This is a genomic window from Mastigocoleus testarum BC008 (assembly GCF_001456025.1).
Taxonomy (GTDB): domain Bacteria; phylum Cyanobacteriota; class Cyanobacteriia; order Cyanobacteriales; family Nostocaceae; genus Mastigocoleus; species Mastigocoleus testarum.
On record NZ_LMTZ01000103.1, the window covers coordinates 78,906 to 102,028 of the forward strand.

General features: G+C 37.6%; 15 protein-coding genes. 6 read left to right on the forward strand and 9 right to left on the reverse strand.

What is annotated here, in order from left to right:
* The first annotated feature begins 122 nt into the window (after nt 1-122).
* Nucleotides 123-1,070 (forward strand): aldo/keto reductase, encoded by a 948-nt coding sequence (locus BC008_RS24320; RefSeq protein ID WP_027842872.1) that lies wholly within the window; start codon nt 123-125, stop codon nt 1,068-1,070.
* A 578-nt stretch (nt 1,071-1,648) separates the two neighbouring features.
* Here BC008_RS24320 and BC008_RS24325 read toward each other — a convergent pair.
* The 3 genes from BC008_RS24325 to BC008_RS48630 form a co-directional block, all read right to left on the reverse strand.
* Nucleotides 1,649-3,184, reverse strand: coding sequence for a DEAD/DEAH box helicase (locus BC008_RS24325; RefSeq protein WP_027842873.1), 1,536 nt, complete (start codon nt 3,182-3,184; stop codon nt 1,649-1,651).
* Nucleotides 3,185-3,239: 55 nt separating this feature from the next.
* A complete protein-coding gene (gene rimO, locus BC008_RS24330; RefSeq protein ID WP_027842874.1) occupies nt 3,240-4,604 on the reverse strand; it encodes a 30S ribosomal protein S12 methylthiotransferase RimO in 1,365 nt (454 codons plus the stop codon).
* Nucleotides 4,605-4,895: 291 nt separating this feature from the next.
* The gene (locus BC008_RS48630) at nt 4,896-5,141 is read right to left on the reverse strand and encodes a hypothetical protein (RefSeq protein ID WP_153009657.1); all 246 of its coding nucleotides are present in this window, start codon (nt 5,139-5,141) and stop codon (nt 4,896-4,898) included.
* Between the two features lie 596 nt (nt 5,142-5,737).
* On the opposite strand from BC008_RS48630, the gene btpA reads away from it, so the two are divergent.
* The 4 genes from btpA (at nt 5,738) to BC008_RS24360 (ending at nt 12,765) form a co-directional block, all read left to right on the forward strand.
* Entirely contained in the window at nt 5,738-6,586 is an 849-nt protein-coding gene (btpA, locus tag BC008_RS24335) for a photosystem I biogenesis protein BtpA (protein ID WP_027842875.1), read from the forward strand.
* Nucleotides 6,587-6,812: 226 nt separating this feature from the next.
* Entirely contained in the window at nt 6,813-7,808 is a 996-nt protein-coding gene (locus BC008_RS24340) for a vitamin K epoxide reductase family protein (RefSeq protein ID WP_027842876.1), read from the forward strand.
* Nucleotides 7,809-9,225: 1,417 nt separating this feature from the next.
* Nucleotides 9,226-11,469, forward strand: coding sequence for a CHASE2 domain-containing protein (locus BC008_RS24355; RefSeq protein ID WP_027843659.1), 2,244 nt, complete (start codon nt 9,226-9,228; stop codon nt 11,467-11,469).
* Between the two features lie 1,041 nt (nt 11,470-12,510).
* Entirely contained in the window at nt 12,511-12,765 is a 255-nt protein-coding gene (locus tag BC008_RS24360) for a hypothetical protein (protein ID WP_027843658.1), read from the forward strand.
* 60 nt (nt 12,766-12,825) lie between these two features.
* On the opposite strand, the gene nadB is transcribed toward BC008_RS24360, so the two are convergent.
* The 3 genes from nadB to BC008_RS24375 form a co-directional block, all read right to left on the reverse strand.
* On the reverse strand, nt 12,826-14,529 hold the full coding sequence (nadB, locus tag BC008_RS24365) for an L-aspartate oxidase (RefSeq protein ID WP_027843657.1): 1,704 nt from the start codon (nt 14,527-14,529) through the stop codon (nt 12,826-12,828).
* A 648-nt stretch (nt 14,530-15,177) separates the two neighbouring features.
* Nucleotides 15,178-15,618 carry a photosystem II complex extrinsic protein PsbU gene (psbU, locus tag BC008_RS24370; protein WP_201026171.1) on the reverse strand — a complete coding sequence of 147 codons (441 nt, stop codon included), beginning with the start codon at nt 15,616-15,618 and terminating at the stop codon, nt 15,178-15,180.
* Nucleotides 15,619-15,940: 322 nt separating this feature from the next.
* Nucleotides 15,941-16,630 carry a DUF3120 domain-containing protein gene (locus BC008_RS24375; RefSeq protein ID WP_058183951.1) on the reverse strand — a complete coding sequence of 230 codons (690 nt, stop codon included), beginning with the start codon at nt 16,628-16,630 and terminating at the stop codon, nt 15,941-15,943.
* Between the two features lie 573 nt (nt 16,631-17,203).
* On the opposite strand from BC008_RS24375, the gene BC008_RS24380 reads away from it, so the two are divergent.
* Nucleotides 17,204-18,166: an undecaprenyl-diphosphate phosphatase gene (locus BC008_RS24380; protein ID WP_027843654.1), complete on the forward strand. Its 963-nt coding sequence runs from the start codon at nt 17,204-17,206 to the stop codon at nt 18,164-18,166.
* Between the two features lie 530 nt (nt 18,167-18,696).
* Here BC008_RS24380 and BC008_RS24385 read toward each other — a convergent pair.
* From BC008_RS24385 to BC008_RS24395, 3 genes are all read right to left on the reverse strand, one after another.
* Nucleotides 18,697-19,074, reverse strand: a complete 378-nt coding sequence (locus tag BC008_RS24385; protein WP_027843653.1) for a response regulator — start codon at nt 19,072-19,074, stop codon at nt 18,697-18,699.
* An 823-nt stretch (nt 19,075-19,897) separates the two neighbouring features.
* A complete protein-coding gene (locus BC008_RS24390; protein WP_027843652.1) occupies nt 19,898-20,278 on the reverse strand; it encodes a response regulator in 381 nt (126 codons plus the stop codon).
* A gap of 4 nt (nt 20,279-20,282) precedes the next feature.
* A complete protein-coding gene (locus tag BC008_RS24395; protein ID WP_235595927.1) occupies nt 20,283-22,784 on the reverse strand; it encodes an ATP-binding protein in 2,502 nt (833 codons plus the stop codon).
* Between the last annotated feature and the right edge of the window lie 339 nt (nt 22,785-23,123).

The following is a 23,123-nucleotide window of genomic DNA, read 5'->3' on the forward strand; positions in this document are numbered from 1 at the left end:
TTCTGTTAACTGCTAATTACAATTATCACTTAGTAATCTCCATCACTATAAGTAAGAAATAGCAAATAGGTAACAATAACTGTTAAAAGTAAAGAAATGTAACTTGATAAAATTTGGTCGTCGTGGAAACAAACTTATTTATCCAAAATACTCTAAAAGTAAAGCCTTTATGCATTGGTACTTGGGCTTGGGGCGATAAACTATTTTGGAATTATGGCAGCGATTATGGAGCGAAGGAGGTAGAAGCTGCTTTTAATGCTGCTTTAGATGCGGGAATTACTTTTTTTGATACTGCTGAAGTTTACGGTCTCGGACTTTCCGAAGAACTATTAGGTAAATTCATGCAGTCTACAGAAGAAGATATTCGAATCGCAACAAAGTTTGGACCACTACCGTGGAGATTTACAGGTCAGTCGGTTGTTGATGCCCTGGACAATAGTCTTAAAAGACTTAAGCTAGAAAATATTAGTCTTTACCAGGTACATTGGCCTTTTGCTTTTTTTATGAGTCAAAAAACTCTTATGGATGCTTTAGCCCAAGAAGTAAAGCGAGGAAGAATTAAAGCGGTGGGAGTTAGTAATTATTCTGCAGTACAAATGCGCGAAGCACGTGGTTTATTGGCAGCCCATGGGGTACCTTTAGCAGTAAATCAAGTACGCTATTCTTTGCTGTCTCGTCAAATTGAAACTAGTGGTATTTTGGATACAGCAAAAGAATTAAATGTCACAATATTAGCTTATAGTCCCTTAGCCCAGGGTTTATTAACAGGTAAATATTCTTCTGATAAGAATATAACTCCTGATGGAGCAAGAAAAATAGATCCACGATTTAATCGAGATGCTTTACTTAAAATAGAACCAGTAATATCCCTACTGCGTAGTATTGGGGATAAGTATGGACGAACTCCAGCACAAGTAGCTCTTAACTGGTTAATTGCCCAAGGTAATGTAATTCCCATAGCGGGAGCAAAAACAGCAATACAAGTAAAGCAAAATGCTGGTGCTTTAGGTTGGAGTTTGAGTGAAGATGAAGTTTCTCAATTAGAACTGGTGAGTCGTCCTTGGCTATAAGTATCTGTTAATTAACTTAAACTTTAAGCCAAATTTTATTATTATCTTCGTTCTTTGGAAGTGAGTGAGGTGCAAAAGCTATACAAAGGTAATGAGCTTTGAAACTAATTAGCTCAAACATTAGTAAAACTAATTTTCCAAATTCTATGATCGCTGTTGATTTCTGCAGAACTGTCTTAGGATCGATAATCTGTATTTCAATAAAGATGCAGTTTGTTTTTCTATAAGTTATTGAAGTGTAAAGTGTGAGGCCAGATAGCGCAATCAGTGTGAGTTACGAACTTTAGTTATTAGATATCTTAGGAAAACGGAGTGCGTTTTTTTCCCATCATCATTATTTGTGAGCAGCAAACTGTCAGTAGTGATTTGTAAGTTATGAGCTTTGAGTTGTGAGTCGTGAGTTGTGAGTTCAAAATTTATTGGTATTCCAAATACCTTTTATGAGGCAAAAATTAAAACTTAGAACTCAAAACTCAGAACTCATTCTTTTTTACTCTGCCACATCTATAAGATGATGACTGCAAAGTTATAAATTAAAACTTGAAACTCATAACCAGATTTACTGATTTACTTTAATGTTATGAACCTGACTGACGCGAACCACCGCCAGCAGAACCTATTTGTTTTTCAGATACTGGGGTTTCATTATTTATAACTTTTTTTGGTTTTGGGATCGGACGCTTGTCGAAAGAATTTGAATCCGAGCGTCCACGGTAAGAACGTCGACCGCGATCGCCATCCCGTCGTGATGAAGAACGAAGTTTGGGTTTAGAATTCCGACGCACATCTTCATCAATCATGTCAGCTTCTGAATGGAGCCAAGCAGGACAAGTTTGATCGTAAGCAATTTGTAAAGCAGCAGCAGCTATCGCCTGGGCATCATATTCTTCACTTAGTTCGCGGACAATTGGTAGAAATGATGCTAAACGTTCGCCAGCTAAGGCTTCTTTGACCTGAGACTGTAATTTCTGTAACTGTTTTGCCTCTATTTGTGCCCGAGTAGGAATTGGTAAAACTTGCCAGTTTTGACGAACGTGGCGTTCAAATAATTGTTGTTTGCGTCGTTCAAAAGGTTGAACCAAGGAGATTGCTGTGCCTTCTTTCCCGGCTCTACCAGTCCGACCGATACGGTGAACGTAGGTTTCAACGCTATCCGGTAGATCGAAGTTAATTACATGAGATAGCTGATCCACATCCAAACCGCGAGCAGCAATATCAGTTGCAACAACCCAACGAACTTGGCGATTGCGGAAACGTTTGAGCAGTCGTTCCCGAGCTTGCTGAGATAGGTCGCCGTGATATTCGTCTACGCTATGACCAGCAGCTTGTAGGTGGTTGGTTAGTTCTGCTGCAGTACGTCTGGTACGAACAAAAATCAATGCTGTTTCTGGATCTTCCATTTCCAGAATCGGTCTTAAAGCCTTGGCTTTGCTCCAGTGACGGGGTACCAAGTATGCAAGCTGATTAATTTTAGTGGGAGTAGCTTTTGGTTGCTCAACAGTAACTGTCACCGGCGAACGCAAAAACTTATTGATCAACTGGCGAATTGACGGGGGCATGGTTGCCGAGAACAAAGCTGTTTGGCGTTCTTGGGGAGCTTGAGAAAGAATTTTCTCTACATCGCTGATAAAGCCCATACTCAACATTTCATCAGCTTCATCCAAAACAAACCACTTTACGTGGTCTAATTTCAAGCTACCCCGTTCAAGCAAGTCTATTACTCGCCCTGGTGTACCAACAACAATCTGAGCGCCCCGCTTTAATTGTAAAATTTGGCGGTCAATTGATTGACCGCCATAGATTGCTAACGCCCGTAGTCTTTGGTTACCTATAAACTCCGAGACAGCACTATGAACCTGGATTGCAAGCTCCCTTGTTGGCGCAAGCACCAAAGCTTGTACCACCTTTTGACTTGTATCTATTCTGTCAAGAATCGGTAGAGAGAATGCTGCTGTTTTACCAGTTCCTGTTTGGGATTGACCGACGACATCACGACCCGATAGTAAGTGAGGAATTGCTTGAGCTTGGATATTTGTTGGTTCGCTAAAGCCCAACTTTTCTACCTGTTGAATCCGTGGTTCTGAAAGTCCTAATTCTTGAAACGAAAGACTCATTAATTCTCCTATTCCTTAGTATGAATTATTTTTACTAGTAAACAGATAATTATTGCTAATTATTGATAAAGTCACCGTAGAGGTCATAAGGGTCAGCATCGGTAATAGCAACGCGTACAATGCTTCCTAGTCTGACTTTCTCAGCCGAAATTATACTCCCCCCCGAACTATTTAAGTTGGCAGAGTTTCTAACATAGACTAGTCCGTCAACCTCAGGCGCAAATCTAGTAGAACGACCAATTAGTTCACCTGTTTGCGCATTTTCTTGCTCAATTAAAACATCAACAATTTTTCCGATTTCCTGTTGATTTTTCTGCCAAGAAATTGGTTGCTGAAGTTCCATTAATGCTGTTCTACGCTCATCCATTACCTTTTGTGGTAATTGGTTGGGCAGACTATAGGCTGGCGTTTCTTCCTCCGGTGAAAATGTAAATACCCCAACATGATCGAACTCATGCCGCCGCACAAATTCCATTAGGTGCTCAAAATGCCGCTCGGTCTCTCCCGGAAACCCAACAATAAATGTCGTTCGCAGCACTGCTTCCGGTAATGCATTTTTGATGCCTTCAATTGTGGCATCATTTACTCTTCCTTGCCAGGGACGATTCATTGCCCGCAGGATCTCTGGATGCGAATGTTGCAGTGGTAAGTCTAAGTAAGGTAATACATTACCTGTTTCCTTTATAGCTGCTATTACCTCCTTCGTTAGTCCGGTGGGATAGGCATAATGCATCCTAATCCAAGGCACATTTACTTTTCCCAAGGCACGAAGTAATTCGGCTAAACGAGGTTTACCGTATATATCTATACCGTAATTTGTGGTGATTTGAGAAATCAAAATGATTTCCCTTACTCCCTGAGCAGCTAATTCTTCTGCTTCAGCAACTATCGATTCAATAGTACGCGATCGTTGATTCCCTCGCAGATGGGGAATTATACAAAATGCACATCGATAATCACAGCCTTCAGCAATTCTTAGATAAGCGACCCCTTCCGTTGTTGTCCGGTAACGTGGGGTAGTTTCGTCGGCAATGTAAGTCGGTTCTGCTGATACCTCCTTGACTCGCTCTCCTTTTTGTGTTCGTTCAATTACATCTACTATTTTGTGATAATCGCCAGTTCCTACAACTGCAACAGCTTCTGGTATTTCCTCTAGTAATTGCTGTTGAAAATGCTGCGCCATACAACCGGCGATCACAATTTTTTTATTATCTTCTGCCAGTTCTACTAGGGTTCTAACAGATTCAGAACGGGCTGCTTCAATAAAGCTACAAGTATTGACAATCACATAGTCTGCCAATTCTTCATTGCTGTCTACACCATAACCTGCTTCTACAAGCAGTCCTAGCATATGCTCTGTATCAATTCGATTCTTCTCGCAGCCTAAGTGAGAAATTGCAACTGTTGGCTTGTCACCCATAAATTGAATATTTTTCGTAATATTTTCTTCCAATTACCTAGTTAACATTTGTTTTAATTTTATAAATCGGCAATTTGGTCGAGTTCTAATTCCTTTCACCAACTTTTGATGAGGTCATCAATCTTCTTACGAATTTATCAGACCTTATCAAATATAAAGTTCGTGCTATGATATGATTACTATTTTTTTGCAATCCAGGGGAAATTCAGAATCCCTTGGGTAATTCAGTCTAATTTTTAATTGCAAATTGCTTGTGGGTTTTAATATTAACCTAGCTTTCGCATTTCGCAACTACCCATAGAGACAGCGCCCTCTGGATGACATTGGTGAAGAGGAAAATATCCGCAACCAATTATCCGTGGCGTTTTCCGAGAAGTCGCTATCCCAAGGTAACCGCTTGGTAAAACCTACGCGTTGATAGCGGCACATCTGCCCCCCGACTAAATCATGTGCGGTAAGGATATTTTGGTTAAAGATAAACCAGGATTCAATCCTAACCTTAGAGGTCATCAGTACAGCATTTACGCGCTCTAGCATTTACGCGCTTTGTTGAGTGGCAAACTCCTCTAGCAGCCTCCTTATATCTTAACATAACTTATGGAATGTTTTGTGCAAAATTCCCTCCTAGGAGGGAGGCATGAAACTAATATAAGCAAAATTAAACGCGACTACCATAATTAATTCTGTTAGAGTCAGCGAGACAACTTAAAATTAATTGTTGACGAGCGACCCTTCAGGGGTAACTCTGATGACAAGGCTGAAGTCTTAGGACTTCGGCATTGTTAGACTTACATCGGTAGTACTTTCTGTATAGACCGAATAAAGTAAGCTTAGCCAAAAAAAAATGCCATGTAAGCTCTGCCGTCGTAAAGCTTAACACTGCTTAACACTAATAGCGTTAACTTCATGGGAATGCTGATAAGTGTTAGTCGTAGAGTGTTAATCGACGCAGCTAAGGCTAAAGGCGTAGTGCATTAGACTTGGGATAAGTCCCCATCAACGCAAGATGCCACCTGGCAAAGTAATTTCTTTTGTCGCTTATGTGCACCTTCCCAACTTAAAGGATATGCGCAAGTCTTGACTAAGTGCAGTTTAATGTTGAATGTTCAGTTAAGTCCCTAGAAGAAAAAAACGTGGACTTATATCAGTTATTTAAAACCCGAAGCCCGATTATTGGTGTAGTTCACCTACTACCATTGCCGACCTCGCCCCGTTGGGGAGGTAACTTAAAAACAGTGATTGACCGTGCAGCACAAGAGGCAACAGCTCTTGCCTCTGGTGGTGTTGACGGAATTATTGTGGAAAATTTTTTTGACGCGCCGTTTACAAAGAATCAGGTCGATCCGGCGGTTGTCAGTGCCATGACTGTGGTAGTGCAGCGTATACAGAACTTAGTAACGGTGCCTATAGGTTTAAACGTACTGCGCAATGATGGGATGAGTGCAATGGCTATTGCCACAATTGTCAAGGCACAATTTATCCGCGTTAACGTTTTAACTGGAGTCATGGCAACGGATCAAGGATTAATAGAAGGAGAAGCTCATCAGTTACTGAAATATCGAAGAGAGTTAGACTCTGATGTCAAAATTTTTGCCGATGTTTTAGTAAAGCATGCTCGTCCTTTAAGTTCTGTAAACCTAAGTCATGCAGTTCAAGACACAATAGAGCGAGGTTTAGCAGATGCTGTGATTTTGTCAGGTTGGGCGACAGGTGTTCCTCCAACTCTCGAAGACTTAGAATTGGCAAGAGCAGCGGCAAATGATACACCTGTATTTATTGGAAGTGGGGCAAATTGGGAAAATATTGCTACACTGATGCAGGTCGCAGATGGCGCAATTGTTTCCAGTTCGCTTAAACGTCACGGTCACCGCGAGCAGACTATCGATCCCATTCGGGTGAGTCGATTTGTGGAAGCTGCACGTCGGAGTTGGAACTCCAAAAGTGAAGGAAAGTCTGTTTCAGTAATAAAAGTACATTCTTAGATTGATGAATAAGGAATTGAGAATAGAGAATAAGTAGTAATTAGTAATTGTTTGATAATTATTTTTTTGGTAATTATTGTTTCGATAATTATTTTTGAAAATAGTTTGATAATAAGACTTTACTCTTATTCCCATTCCAATTCCTGTTCCTTATCTATTTGCAGAAGTTATTCATTTCCGATCCGCAATTCCCAATTCTTAATACCCAATTTCCAAGAATAAGTTTATGATTCGTCGTCGTTCTACTCCCTGGATACATAAATGGTCGCGTCCTATCATTGCTGCGATCGCCGGATGTGGTGCTTTAGTTACCGGCTACCTAACAATTGTGAAGCTAACAGGTGGCTCTGCTGCTTGTAGCGCCCAAGCAACAGCAAGTGGTGGTGCTGCTGGCTGTAATGATGTTCTTTCAAGTGCTTGGGGTACAGTTTTTGGTCAACCACTTGCTTTGTTTGGCTTTTTGGCATACATCAGTATGTTTGTGTTTGCTTTAGCTCCCCTAGTAATTAAAACTGGTGACAGTAAAAAACAGCGACAAAAGCTGGAGAACTTAACCTGGTTTTTCTTGCTTATAGGAGCGATCGCGATGACGGTCTTCAGCAGCTATTTAATGTTTGTGCTGTTTACCGAAATCAAAGCAGTTTGTCCTTACTGTATAGCCTCAGCTTTATTTTCCCTCAGCATGCTGGTACTGACGATTGTCGGTCGTAGCTGGGAGGATTTAGGACAAATATTCTTTACAGCTGTTATTGTTGGTATGGTTACCCTTGTGGGAACATTAGCTGTTTATAATGGTGTTGGTTCCCAAGCCAATGCTGGCGATGGAAGTAATCCGAAAGTTGTTTTGCGTCCTTCTGGTCAACCAAAACCACCAAAAGGCTGGGAAGTTACAAGCACATCAGGTGAAGCAGAAATTCAGCTAGCTCGTCATCTAAAAGAAATTGGTGCGAAGAAATATGCTGCTTGGTGGTGTCCTCATTGCTATGAACAAAAGCAGCTATTTGGTAAAGAAGCTGTCAAAGATTTAGATATTATTGAGTGTGCTCCTCGAGGTAATAATCCTCAGCCGGAACTGTGTCAAAGCGTTGGAATTCAAGGCTTTCCCACTTGGCAAATCAATAATCAACTTTACCCTAATGTGCAGTCATTAGAAAAATTATCTGAACTTTCTAGCTACAAAGGACCCCGTGATTTTAAAAATTTTCCAAATGCTTTCCAGTAGTTTAATTATTAATTGTAATTAAATGAATTGTAATTAATATCTCTACAAATAAATCTGCGGTTTCTTTGTGGGAGCTGAGCGGATGCTTGAATGGCATTTTTCTGCTCAGCTTTTGCTTTTGTTGGTAGTTTTGTTGTATTACACTACACATTCCCATAATTCTAGGAACTTGCACAGATACTCACTTGTGTTGTTTACTGATTCTGACTGCTGCTCCCCATTTACAATATCCCAAATTGCAGACCTAATTTTATGGATATTTTAAGTAGGGTTTACTGAATGTCTAAAACCCTTATAAATCAATTATTAAGCCGTTATCTAAACTTGAGAAAGTGCAAGAAATAAGTTTCCACACATTCAAAAACCATGCACTTTTAAAGTGTTCAGATGATTCTTATACCAAGTCCGATTTTTAAAACCCTTTTATATTTCTTGGGATTTCCCCCCACACTTGCCACACCTCCCTCTCTCATTCTAAAAAGGGGAATTAACCCGGACTTAGTATTACTTCCTGTTCTGGCTCCTCAGATTCCCCAAAAAACTTTTTTAGCTAACGCTACGCTATAACAACAGCAACACCTAAGTAAATACACTTAAACAATTAAACTATTTTTTAAGTATTTGTTCTATTCTGTGTTGATCAATTATTAAAAAAACATATGTTTTACAATTACCCCTCCACTGTAATATTACTGATTTATTTTGTTTTTAATATACTTTCATTATTTAGTTGTACTTCAGTCACAAATGCTGAAATTTTTAGTGGGGAGTGAAGAAGGCAGAGGGCAGAGGGCAGAAGGCAGAAGGGAGCAATATGGTAGGGGCTTCCAACCCGCTACCAATTGCAGGCCACCAAATTTTAAATTTGGTGGGGGCCTTAAACCCTTGCTCCCTCCGGTCGCCAGAAGCTCTACGGCACCGGCCTTCTGCCTTCTGCCTACGAACTTCTGCCTTTCCTGGTAAAAAGTCCCTAACCGAACTCAAGTAAAGTAATTATTCGCCAATTCAGGATTTAAAGCTATATATATCGGAAGTTTTACAGCTTTAATGTTGATGATTCTCAAGCTCTATTCTCTTGAATACAGTCCTTAAATCCGTAACCTAAAGCTTCATATCACAAGCTTCAGATTACAGATAAAGCATGTAGTTAAAATCACTTAAAACCAAACTAGTATTTTCTACTATACAAGGCAGTATGGAGTATAATGCGTGAGAAAAAGTTGATACATGCCGGTACTTATACTGTCTATGCAATTAAGAAGATGATAAGGCTTATTTCCTTGTTGGGAATTGTGATTTTTATTTTATCCAAGTTTTTTTTCAAAAATTTAGATAAGTGTAGTTTGAAAGAGGGTTTACGCTCTAAAAAATCCAGAATTGCCAGAAATAGTTTAGTGAAAGTAAGTAATCGATGGGAATGAGCAAGCAACTAGGTAAACGTTTCCTGGGGTTTGTGTTTGGATCTAAACCTTCCCTCAGCAAGGATTACAGAGAATTAGTAGCTGCTTCTAGCGTTACATTTTGTATTTTACTGTTACGTTCCCTGGGTATATTTGAACCCTTAGAATGGAAAACTTTAGATCATTTTTTCCAACTGCGCCCCGAGGAAAAACCCTCATCACGTATTACTATTGTCACAATTGATGAAGCCACCATCAAAGAACCTGGATCTTGGCCAATTAAAGATGAAATAATTGCTGACTTACTCAACAGAATTAACCACTATAAGCCACGGGCTATTGGTTTGGATATCTACAGGGATATACCTATAAAGCCGAGAAATGAAGAATTAGTGGAGGCTTACAAGTCTATTCCAAATCTAATTGGAACTGAGTTGTTATCGGCTAACAAAAATAGTCGGGTTTTTCCACCGAGAGAATTAAGTCAGAAAGGAAAAATTGGTTTTAATAATATTCTCACAGATGCAGATGGTAAAACCCGGCGAGCTTTATTGTATTGGCATATCAATAAGCAAAAACATCAAAGTTTTGCCTTGAAGTTAGCTTTGACCTACCTTAAATCAGAGGGTATTACCCCCAAAAAAGTAAAAAATGACAAAGATGCTTTAAGGCTGGGTAGAGCAATATTTCGACGTTTTCAGTCTAATGATGGTGGTTATGCGGGGGAGAATGATAGGGGTTATCAAATCTTATTTAATTTTCCTAAGCCACCTTGTCCAAAATCTGAAATAAAAACAAAATACTGTGATTTTCATTTCGATCGAGTACCTTTTGAAGATTTGCGCAACTCTCGAGCACCAAAAAAATTGTTCACAAATCGGATTGTTTTAATTGGTTACGTTGCATCTAGTATCAGCGAACCATTTTTAATTCCCTATTCTAAAAATTCGACAAGACCTGGTAAAAGAATAACTGGAATTGAATTACAAGCCTATTTTATTAGCGGATTGATTCAATCAGCGATGACCGGGAGACCGCAAATACAAGTTTGGTTTAAGCTCACAGAATACATATTTATTTTCTTCTGTGCTTATGTCGGTGCTTTCATAAAAAACCGGATTTACTATTCTCCACATTGCTTCGTTGGATTACTGTGCTTATGTCTGATATTATTTGCTGGCTCTTATATTAGTTTTATTTTTGGTTGGTGGATTCCAGTAATACCAGCTTTATTTGCCTTACTTGGTTCAGCTGTTGTATTTACATACCAAATTGCTCAAATTCAAAACGAATTACAACGTTCCAAAGAATTTTTAGCTCAAGTTATTAACTCAATTCCCGATCCGGTTTATGTCAAAAACAGCAAATATCAATGGGTCGTCTTAAACGAAGCCTTTTGTCGTTTGATTGGTCACCAAAGAGAGGAATTACTAGAAAAATGTGAACATGAGTTTCTTCCTGAGGATGAAGCAAATATATTTCGCCAACAAGAGGAACTAGTTTTTTATAGTCGACAACCTCAAGAACATGAAGAGAAAATTACCAGTGCCAATCAAAAAACTCATTTACTTGCCACTAAGCGATCGCTACATAGAGACGGCGCTGGTAATTTTTTTCTAGTTGGCGTGATTCACGATATTACGGAACGCAAGCGCTTAGAAGAAGAACTTAAGCACAAAGCAGAAGAGTTATCTCGCCACAATAATGAATTAAAGTCCAAAGAAAATGACTTACGGTATTTGGCTTACCATGATCCACTTACAGGTTTACCTAACCGGAAATTTTTTACAGAACAATTACAAGAATCTGTGAATTGGGCAAAAACTAGTAGTTTATTGCTGGGGCTGTTGTTTATTGATTTAGATGGCTTCAAACAAGTTAATGATACTTTTGGACATGAATTAGGCGATCGCTTGCTATTGTCTGTTAGTCAGCGCTTAATTAGTTGTTTGCGTGGTAGCGATATAGTTTCTAGATTAGGTGGTGATGAATTTACCGTAATTTTGCGGGCTATACCAACTGTAGAAGTTGCAGCCAAAATAGCCCAGAAAATTCTTGCTGCAATGAATGAATCAATAATTCTTGAAGGTCATATTATCAAAATTTCTGCCAGCATAGGCATTAGTATTTATCCTCTCAATGCCGAAGATTCTCAAACTTTGATTAAACAAGCAGATACGGCGATGTATCGAGCCAAAGAATTGGGTAAAAATTGTTATAGATTTCTTGGAAAAGAAGAATGGCAATTGAAGGTTAATTAACAGTCCTAGAATACTGACTACTCCTATCCTGGTGGAAAATTATCTAATTTAGTGAGAGAGGAAAGTGTGGGAAGTGTGGGGGAGTTAGGGAGTGTGGGAAAAAAGAGAAATTTTTATAGGCGATCTTAGGGCGGGAAGGTAGTAGCAGACATTTGGCAGATAAACAAAATTGCTGTTGATCGAGAATAATCAGTAGAGTAACGTGTTAGCAGAACTTACAACCTGAGGTTAGTATCGTTTTACGCCTACCATGAACATTATTTTCTATAAGTAAATAGGAATTTTAGACTATCAATAATAAAGTTTTCTGCGGGCTTGGAAATAAGTATCTAAGTCCCAATTTGCCTGCGTAGTTAAGTCCTACGTAGTTAAGTCCTAATTTACCCGCATAGAAAGGACAGGCAAAATATTCCATCAGATTGCGCTTAATACTGAGAATTACCTTCACCAGACAAATTATTTTTTCGCACTATTCCGGAATCGTATTCTGTTTAAGTGTATTTACAGGGGAAGTTTTTTTGTCAGAGACAAAATGGACAATATAAACCGTAAAGTAAAAAAATATATGTTGTAGAGGCTAAAACAGTAAATATACTTACGTGCAAACGGTGAAAAAGTAACATTTATTTGAAAATTACAATCAAATGTATGTAAATTTTAATTAATTTTAATTAAGTTTGAGACAGTGTATATACATATTTTTTATCGGAAATTGTCACTTAAAAGACACTATGTGCTTTCTGAAAACATTAAGCTTATCTAAAGATTATTGAGCGTGGGGTTTGACACTCTGGGTAAAACAATACATAAGCAGAAGATTGAACGAGCTTTTAATTACGTATATTTACTTTGTTGTAAGTGATTTTTGATGCCATAAAAAATAATTTGCATCCCATGACCTTACGTATAAAAGTAGAGTAATTTTACGGAGTTTGAGATATGATTTTATAAAGATTTAACTTTTATCCACAAAAGCCGGCACGTAGGCGGAAATAAAGTACAAAATGCTTGCTCGACACCTAACAAAAGGGAACCTAAAAGATGTTTGCGGAAACTAGATTTATCAGTGCCAGTGTAATTGTACTGTTGCTTGGAGTACAGCTAGTAACTCCCAAAATTTCCCAAGCGATAGCAAACCTCACAGATCTGACTCTTTATGGTCCCAAAGCTGTAGCAAGTCATGGCACAGCAAAAACAAGATCGCATCATTTCAGCAAAAATAACGAACTAGATGAAGAATTCCAGCCACCAGATTACGGTGGTCCTGACAGCGAAAGGGGTAGTGGAAGCCGTTGAATGCTTCAAATGAACTGAATAAGAGCCTTGAGATGTTCAATTATTCCATAGTCATAATATTTAGAGTGATGATTTCCAATATCGATCTTCTTTGACCAATGTGTGAGCTTTCCACTTCGGATCTGTTTGGGGAAAATCAAGACGATAATGTCCTCCTCGGCTTTCGGTTCTGAAAGCAGCACTTTGAAGAATTAATAGTGCTATGTCAAGTAGATTTTGAGTTTCTGCCCATATTTGCAAATGTTTTTCTACTGTACTAGGTAATTTAAAGGTTGCACCTTGCAGGGGCTGCAAAGATGATAAAAATTTGCTCAAATCCAAATTAGCAAAATCTTTTTGCCAGGCTTTAACTGTTAATATTGCTTCTTCTAAGCGAGATTCTTCTCGGCATATACCCGCACTTCGCCAAACTAATTTGGGTATATTCTTCCTTATAAATTCCAAATATTCTTCCTGTGGTTTCCATGTATCATTATCAGCAGTATATTCTTTACTAGAGAAAGATGTTCTTTCTCCTTGATTTATGGTCTGAGTGTTTATCTGCGGAGAATTGCTACTTTGAGAAGGCTGAAGTTTTGCCATTTGCCTACCAAAGACTATACATTCTAGCAAGGAATTACTGGCCAGACGATTTGCACCGTGTACTCCGGTGCTAGCAGTTTCTCCTACTGCATATAATCCTTCAATTGAGGTTCTATTCATCATATCTGTGAGAATGCCACCCATCCAGTAATGAGCAGCTGGTGCGACAGGAATGGGCTCGCTAAAAACATCTATACCCCACCGTTCACAGACTTTGATGATATTGGGAAAACGCTGTCGAATTTTTTCTTTAGGTATGGGGCGCATATCTAGCCAAACATTGGCGATGGCGGGATCTGCTGCAGTTTTCTGTAAATGATTAAAAATAGCTCTGCTGACTACATCCCTGGGAGCAAGTTCTCCTTTGATGTGATAATCAAAAACAAAACGTTTTCCTTGATCGTCAACCAAATGCCCTCCTTCACCTCTGACAGCTTCACTAATTAAAAAACGATCTGCACCAGTTTTAGTCAAAGCTGTAGGGTGAAATTGAACAAATTCTAAATCTCTAAGAACTACTCCCGCACGCCAAGCCATGGCGACGCCATCACCAGTACTAACTGCGGGGTTGGTTGTTTGAGCAAATACCTGACCCCCACCTCCGGTGGCTAAAACTACTGAATCAGCTTGGATCCATTGAATTCGACCTTGATAGAATAAGCTAATACCTCGAACCTGTTTTCCTTGCGGTTTTAGCCACAAATTTAAAGCTAATGCTTTTTGAATAACTTGAATATTGGGTCGACGCAGAACTTGAGCGGTCAAAGTATTGACAACTTCTCGACCAGTAGTGTCAGCTGCGTGCAGTACTCGGTGTCGGGAGTGAGCTGCTTCTAAAGTTAAGGCTAAAGTTTTACCATTTCGATCGAAAGCGACACCTAAATTAACTAGAGAACTAATACACTCAGGTGCTTGGTGGGCTAAGAATTCTACAGCATCAACATCACATAATCCAACTCCTGCTTGGATTGTATCTTCAACGTGAAGAGCAGGCGAATCATCTGTAGAAATAGCAGCAGCTATACCACCCTGTGCCCAGTCACTAGCAGAGATGGAAATAGTTTCTTTAGTAATTAAGCCGATTTTTAATTTTTTATTCATGCACAGTGCTGTATAAAGTCCAGCCGCGCCTGCGCCAATTACTAAAACATCAAAATTAGTGGAAATGTTTTCCTGACTCAAAGTATACAAAAGGTTGAATTTAAAAAAGTTAGAGACAAAAAAGACGTTGAATCTAAAAAAGATTGAATTAACAAAAACTTGAATTTAAAAAGGTTTGGACATTTGGTTATTTTCTAGGAGAGAGTTGGAAATTAATATTTACATCCCTTTACCTTATTCTGTAGTTTCAACATCTTGTAAGTACAACATTTTGTAAGTACGATACTTCCTCAACTGAACTTATACTATTCGGGACTTAAAAAATTTCCCATTTTTCTATCAACACAGATACGTATATTAATCGCACTTATGGAAGCTTCTGATAACCCGGACATATCTCCTTCTCAATATAGGATGATTACAATACAAGGTGGTATTAATAATGATTACAAGCTTGATAAAAACTGTGTTACTTACGAACTCTAATCTTCCGAATAGTTTTGGGTTATGACATATGAATAAAAAAGTTCGGACTTACGCGAATAAAACTGGAATATAAACTCTCAGTGCGTAAGTCCGTTCGAGAAAGAAGAAAAACAATTTAATCAAACAAACTTCAATCAAATAAACTCTAATTAAATAAATTTGAATACTTGTTTTTATCTTCTTCCAATCAAATAAATATCTCGCACTTTTTTGAAAGAACCTTATATTAAGTCTCTCATTGACTTATCTGTAAATACCGTTATTAAACCGGTCAGCTCCCTCGTTAAAGATAGCTTCGCTTTTTGTCACTGTAAAATCATCCAAATGAGATTGCAGTAATTGTTTTTGACGATTGCTCAATCCAGAAATATCTAAAACATCTTCTACATTTTCATAAGGAGCGTTAAGAATAACTTTCCGAGCTAAAGTCGGATAGAATCCCGGATATTGCTGGAAAGCTCGCACATTAGTGTTATTTAAATCTATTTTGTCACCATAAACATCTGGTAATTTAGCATCAGCACGATTACGCAAACGAGCTATTTGAACTCCTAAGGTTGGTGTGGATTGGTTAAACATTGTGCTCCTTAGATCGATTGCATGGGCTTGGGGAGCAAATCCCAACCATCCAAAACATCCTATCAGCAAACTAAAAACAGTTAATACACGCGCTAATAGTTTCACGATTCTTCTACCTCTTTCCATCGGACAAAAACCAAAATTTCAAAAATCAAAACTCTTTATTAAGAGCGGCTCAAGTAATAGCAATTACTATTTGCCAAGATTCCCCAAAATACGCCATGAGGAATGCAGTAACTGATAATTGTTCGTTGATTCAAGTTTGACGAACATACAGTACTCATTCACAACCAATATACAGCGTATTAATATCTACAATACTTGCCGCTATTAGCTTTTAACTTATTTTTGTCAAAAATTATCAAAATTTATGCTCAGACTTTTAAATTTACAGTCTTTTTCAGACATGCATATTTAAGTCAAAATTTCAAGCAATAACGGCAGCTAGTAGAAATAAAGCATCTACTAAAATTGTACTTAAAACTGCACCACTAAAAGCATAGTAGTGACTTTCTGGTTTCCGTAAAGGTATTACTCCAAGTATTAACAATATTGTAGCTAAAATAAATGCCCAGCCTTGTCCCCAAGGTGTCTGTACTTGTGCTAAAGCGCTTTGCAATATTGGTCTGACTAAATCTGGCTCAACCTGCATTATCTGTCGCCAGTGTGGAATCAAACCTACCAAATAAAAATATACATCTGTGAGTGCAGTGCCCAGTAAAGAACCTAAATAAAACCAATTACCTATTTTGCCCCAATTTCGATACGCACACCATAAAGCAAAAGGTAAACCAATAGATTCTACCGGTAAATGCCATAAAGGTTCCCAACGTAACCAACCCCAGTAAATCGAACCAGCTAACCAACTCCAGCTGAAACCTATCAGCAAATCACCCCATAAATAGGTGCTGTAACGGGACATTAACAATTTACCCAACCAAACCCAAAATCCCGTCAAGGCTAAACTCACCCAAGGTAGCGATCGCACTAATGGTGCTTCTATAAATACTGGCACTGATACCAAAAATACTGAAAAAGCAAATACTAGCCAAATTCCCCTAGAACTGAATTTATTTGTAAAGCCTACAACCAGGGGAGAAACTATTCCCTTATCCATGATTTCTTCCTTATCCTCACATTCCTCACAAATTTTTTCCTTGAAAATTTTTTCTTCAAAAGAAGAGAATCGAGCACCAGAGGATGAAAAAAATGTATTGTTAATCAATTTTTTAATATTTGTTACTTAACTTTACTTTATGTAATCTAAGATATCATAATCGAAAATGCCCCCAGGGGGCATATTTATGTTACCTCAACTACGCTTTTTTTCAACAAAAAACCCAAAATAGGCACAAAAAAAAGCAAATTTTAGTCAAAAAAAATACTTATTAAAAATATTGAGAAGAGTAGTTTTGCTAACAAAAATAAGGTTTAAATTAAACTTTGTTACCAGTTCAGATCGAAATATTTAGTGCGAGATTTTTTAAGACTTCAGAAAGTATAAATAAAAAGTAAAAATACAAGTAAATAAAAACTGTAAAAGCAGGTATTCTGGAGCGAGAACAGGGTTTGATTCTGAGGCAAGTTCGATATCGCCTTGCTACAAAGCTTTGGAAACTTATTTCCTGGAAGCAGACGATGACACCCAAATTTACAATCGCGAGTAACTTTTATTGAAGTGAGTAATTAGATGGGTATCTCAAAACGTATATTTTTTCCTATATTGACGGCTTTATCTGCAATTTTATCGGTTGCTATCTTTTCTCTTCCGGTTTTAGGTTCTGAAACAACTGCTGTTGCAACAACAACCCAAATGAATATTTGGCAAGCAATTGTTTTAGGGTTTGTTCAAGGTGCAACTGAATTTATTCCCATTAGTAGTACAGCACATTTAAAAGCCGTTCCGGTACTATTAGGTTGGGGAGATCCTGGAGTAGCTTTCAGTGCCATGATTCAGTTGGGTAGTATTGGAGCTGTTTTATGGTACTTTTGGAGATTACTAATAGAAGTGATTGGCGGTGCATTCGTTGCTTTGAAGCGTTCTGATTATCAAGACAATAACTTCAAAATTGCTGTGGGTATTGCTGTAGGTACTCTACCAATTGTCTTTTTTGGTCTTTTGATCAAAGTTTTTTTCGAGGATTTTTACGAAAATAGCGTGCGCAGCATGACAATGATTGCATTAGCTTCTATTCTTATGTCTGTATTAATGGGACTAGCGGAAAAGCTGGGTTCGAGGAAGCGTAATTTCGATAAGCTGAGCGCTAAAGATGGAATATTAATGGGCTTTGGTCAACTTTTAGCTATAGTACCAGGAGCTTCTCGTTCTGGTTCTACTATAACTACCGGATTATTTATGGGTTTGGAAAGAGAAACTGCAGCGAAGTTTTCATTTCTATTGGGTATTCCTGCTATTACTCTACCGGGAATTGTCGGACTTAAAGATTTACTTGAAGCTGATTTGGGAAATATGAACGTATTAATGCCTTCGATCGCAGGGTTAATTTCATCAGCAATTTTCTCTTATTTAGCTATCGCTTGGCTGTTAAACTTCCTCAAAACCAGAAGTAATTGGATTTTTGTTTGGTATCGCCTGGTATTTGGAATTGCAATATTGGGCTTAATATCAACTGGGATATTGCAAAATATATAGAAATAATACTCGATGGTTAAATGTTTTTTTGAGTTTTACCAAAAAATAACTTGAGGCTAATTCTCAGAAGTTTGAGTTGTTGTTTACATATTCAAAACAAGAATAATAATACATAAATCACTTCTTAGACCTCCTAAATTCTGGGAAATTGAAAGTTTTCCAGAATTTAGATTTTAAGCTAGTAAAATGCTATTTATATCAAGCAACTTCATACAAAACTTCTAAGTATGTAACTTGTATTACTTCGTAAAAAACTTGTTACTCGTATTTAAATTTATTTATTGGATAATAATTATTTTAATGTCACTTCCAGAATTGAAAATGAAATTAAAAGTATTTTGGGAGTGATGTTGGAGCGGGTATTGAAGAAATTTTGAGCAAATTATTGAAAAAATATGGGGTAAAAAATAAGTAATTTTCCACCCCTATAAATGGTAGATATAAATCTAATACATTGCTCTAGTATCCTAATAATTTAGGATAAAACTATAAAGTGAAAAACTTGTGAAGATAAAGGAGATTTTCTTCATTTAACCTAAGTTTAATAAATTTTCTACTTTCTGTGCTAAAGTCATTGGTTCAAAAGGTTTAGGAATGATTCCTGTTACCTCTAACTGAGCAAATTTACCTGGCTCAAGTAAATTATATTTGGCTGTAATAAAAATTACTGGAATCTTCATGGTGAGTTGATTAGCCCTCAGTCTGACTAAAGTATTTAACCCATCCATTTCTGGCATCATCATATCTAATAGAATGGCATCTGGTTGTTTAGATTCGGCATAAATTAATCCTTCACTTCCAGACTCAGCTGTGGAAACTTGCCAACCACCAACTGTTTCAAAGCAAAGTCGGGCGATTTCTCTAATATCTTCTTCATCATCAATGATGAGAATACGTTTATTGGTCACCGTATTATATTTTCTCCCTTATAAATATCCCTCTTACAAAAAAGAGAATGCTTTATTTGAGCGGCAAGAATGAATGGATTTAGCTTCTTATCTACACGCAAAATTACTAATTAAGAAAAACAAAAATTGTATATGACAGACCAATTTAAATATTTCTCATTTTATTGATATTTATAACTAATATTTAGGAATGTAAAAGGATACGGCATTAATCCGTACCCTTGACGATTCGATATTTAAATTTGAACGCTTATTTAGCAATCTTAGGATTTACTCAAAATGGAGTAGAGAATCAGAAAAATAAGATTCTCAAATCCTTCGACAAGTTGAAAAAGCGAAAGTTTATGTGGCTCCGACACATTTGAGCCGAGTCATCCTAGGAAACAAACTCTAGTGGGAAAATCAATGCTGCTTTAAGAAAAAACTTGGTATGGATAAGAATAAATTTTATAAGTTGGACTTGTAAGCTGGGTACTAGCTCTGAGGTACGAGAAGAAAATAAAAAAGCATGCATGGCAAACTTTACCAGGAATATGTGCTGAAAATAGTAGAGAATAATTGAGATTTTTCATATTTACTTATGAGAACTCAATTTTGTTAACTTACTTGGTAGCCGTTAAATTCCCCTAAAAATTTTTCAGCTAACTCCTAAAAAGTTTGCTTATGCACAGGTCACAACCTTAGGTAATAGTTTTTTACCCCGTACAGGTGTTAACTCTAATATTAAAAAATGAAGAAGTTGTGAAGGTGCAGATTTTTTGGAGCAATTTCTTCCCAAGAAAGCTGAGATTAAATTATTCGTACTATTTTAGAATTTTTGTTCTCAACATTTCCAACCCAGAATTTCCTCTACTTGATTGGTTAATTTCATTGGGTCAAAAGGTTTTGGAATCATCCCTGCTACTTTGAGATTAGCAAATCGCTGTTTATCCATAGATTGTAGCTTGGCTGTTAGTAAAACTACAGGAATATTTTCGGTGCTAGCATTTCCTTGAAGCTGATCGAATGTAGCAACACCATCCATTTCCGGCATCATTACATCTAAAAGAATCGCATCTGGTTGTTCGGCTTGAGCCTTAAATATACCTTCATCACCAGATGTAGCAGTAAATACTTGCCAACTGCTCACTGCTTCAAATGTCAATTGAGCAACTTCCAGGATGTCTTCATCATCGTCAATAATGAGAATCTTTTTCGCACTCATTTTCTCAACTCTCCTTATCCTCTAAAATAACCAGTTTGAGTAGGTTAATGGCACGCTGTTCAAATTCTTCTGGTGTAACTCGTGCTTTAGTTAGCAATAAAGTCTTTCCCAGTTTCAGACGTTTTTGGTCTTTTTCGCTCAAATCAAAAGCGGTATACACAACTAAGGGCAGATTGGATAAATGTTTGTGTTGACGTAACTTTTCTACAACATCAAAGCCGCTAAGCAAGGGTAATGTTAAGTCCAATATCATCAAATCTGGAAGTAAAGCTAAACTCTGCTCTAAAGCTTCTTGTCCGCTTTTGGCGTGGTATGTTTCAATTCCGTGACGCTGGAATATGGAAATTATTACTTGTGCTAAGTCTGTATCATCTTCTACTATTAGAACTTTACTTGTTTGTTGTGTGTTGGATTTTTTTTTTGAGCTTGAGCTATTATCTTTAGCTAAGGCTAAGGATTCACCTGAATAAGTAGTAGTTGTCGTCGCTGCTTCTTTTTCCTGTGATAAAGGTATTTGACAATAAAAAGTACTACCCTGATTTTCAGTGCTTTGTGCCCATATAAATCCGCAGTGTTGCTGAATAATGCTACGACAAATAGCAAGTCCCAAACCAGTCCCACCCTTTTTGCGCGAGTCAGAAGCATCCACTTGCTGAAAACGTCCGAAAATAGATTCTAGTTTGTTACTTGGAATACCTCGACCCCGATCGCGAACTTGGAAAAGGATATACGGTGTAGAAGAATTGGAGAAATTTAAATTTCCTTGTTGTTGCGGACTTATCCTGGCTTCTTTGACTTCAGCCGTTAACCATACTGTAGAACCAGAGGGTGAAAATTTAATGGCGTTGCTGAGTAAATTAGTTAGAACTTGGATAATGCGATCAGGATCTGCCCAAATTCTAGCTGACACAGAATTCACTGATAAAGTTACTCCTGCTTTTTGGGCGATATCTCGCATCACTTCAACGGCAGGATGGATTAAGTTGGCGACATCGCAGATTTGCTTATTCATCTGTACTTCGCCAGATTCTATTCGTTCAATATCCAGGATGTTATTAATCAAACGAATCAGGCGATCGCTATTATTAATCGCAATTTGAAGCATCCGCTGTGCTTGTTGAGGTCGAGTTTGCAAGACACCACCGGCTAATAAACCTAAAGAACCTCGAATTGAGGTTAGGGGAGTACGCAGTTCATGGCTGACAACCGAAATAAATTCATCTTTAAGACGCTCCACTTCTCGACGTTGGCTAATATCTTTCATAAAGCCATAATGACCGCTAAAGCGTTGTTCGGAATCGTAGGCTTTCACCATGACCAGTATTTTGTCAAAAACCGAACCATCTTTACGTACAGCTCTCACTTCTATTTCTGCTTTTTCCGAAGCTAACATCCTTTCGTAAGCCTTATTAGCTTTTTCTCGGTCTTCTGGATGGACAGTTTGTTGCCATATGCTTCCCTTTAATTCTTTAGCTTTATAGCCCAACAAGTCAGCGTACGCAGGATTGACTTTAAGATAATGTCCGGAAACATCTAATTTTGAAATACCTACTACCGCACTTTCTAGTGCTTTATTTTGATCGCGTAGTTCTTCTTCTACTTTTTGACGTTCCCTTACTTCATTTGCTAATTCACGATTTTTTGTCTCCACTTCTTTTGCATATTTTTGGGAACTTTGCATCAGATAAATTGCCCAAGTTAACAATGCAGGTGTTATCAAGCCATTGCTTAAAACAAAATTTTTAAAAGGAGAATATTCTCCCCTTAAAAATGCTGGTTGGGGGTAAATGCGAAGTCGCCAAATAACATTTCCGATCTTAATTTCCTTTTCTTGACTCCAACGATTTTCTATACGACTATCGAAGTCAATATCTGAACTGCGGTATATTTTATTTCTACCTTCAAATACTTCTACAGCAAATTCCCGCTTGATTTTTTCATCTAAAATGCTATCAATCAAAGACTGAGTCTGAAAAACACCCACTATAAATCCATCAAAAGCATTTTGATGCTGATATTGGGAAATAGATTTAGATTGGGAAACAGATAATTGTTCTTTTAATTTTTCTCTGACAAATAAGGGGACGTAAATTAGAAATCCCTTAACTCCTCGTTCCAGAATGACCGTAGGTGTTAACTCGGGATTTTGGTGTTTTTTTGTCGTCTCCGAAATAGTACGATGTTCTTCAAGTAATAAATTTATGAGTTCAAATTCCTTCGGATCTGACTCGGGAACGAGCCAACAAACCTCATACTTGCTATTTACCCACCCAAGTACTTTGTAACCGGAATAATCGTGAACATAATTAGTTGCATCTGCAGTCCACTCTTCCCAGGAAGTTCCACCTCCAACTTCCCAGCGTTGTGCCATACGAGTTAAGGCTAAAATACGATTTTCAATATTAACTGTAATTTCTTGGCTAATATTTACCGCAGCTAATTTAACATATTTTCTGATATGAAAGCTTTGGTATATTGACAGACCCTGCCAAAAACACAGACTCATAAATATAACCGCAATACTCACAAATACTGTCATCATCGCCTTTGCCGAATTTTTGGTTTAATCTTGCTGGCGTTTTTTCTCATCAGTATTTAATTGTGCTGATGACAATATTCACTTATTTGCTGCTTCAAATAGATAAGACCATAAATAATATCTTGGATTCACCAAACCAAGTTAGTAAAATAATTTATTTTGATTTAATAATTTTGGAATTGTAAATAGTAAGGCAAAATTAATTACACAGAATAATTACATAAAATAATTACATAAAACGTTAGTTAAAACCTTTACTCTAACTGGGGATATATGTGCCAATATTTATATCCAATTCTTAATGGC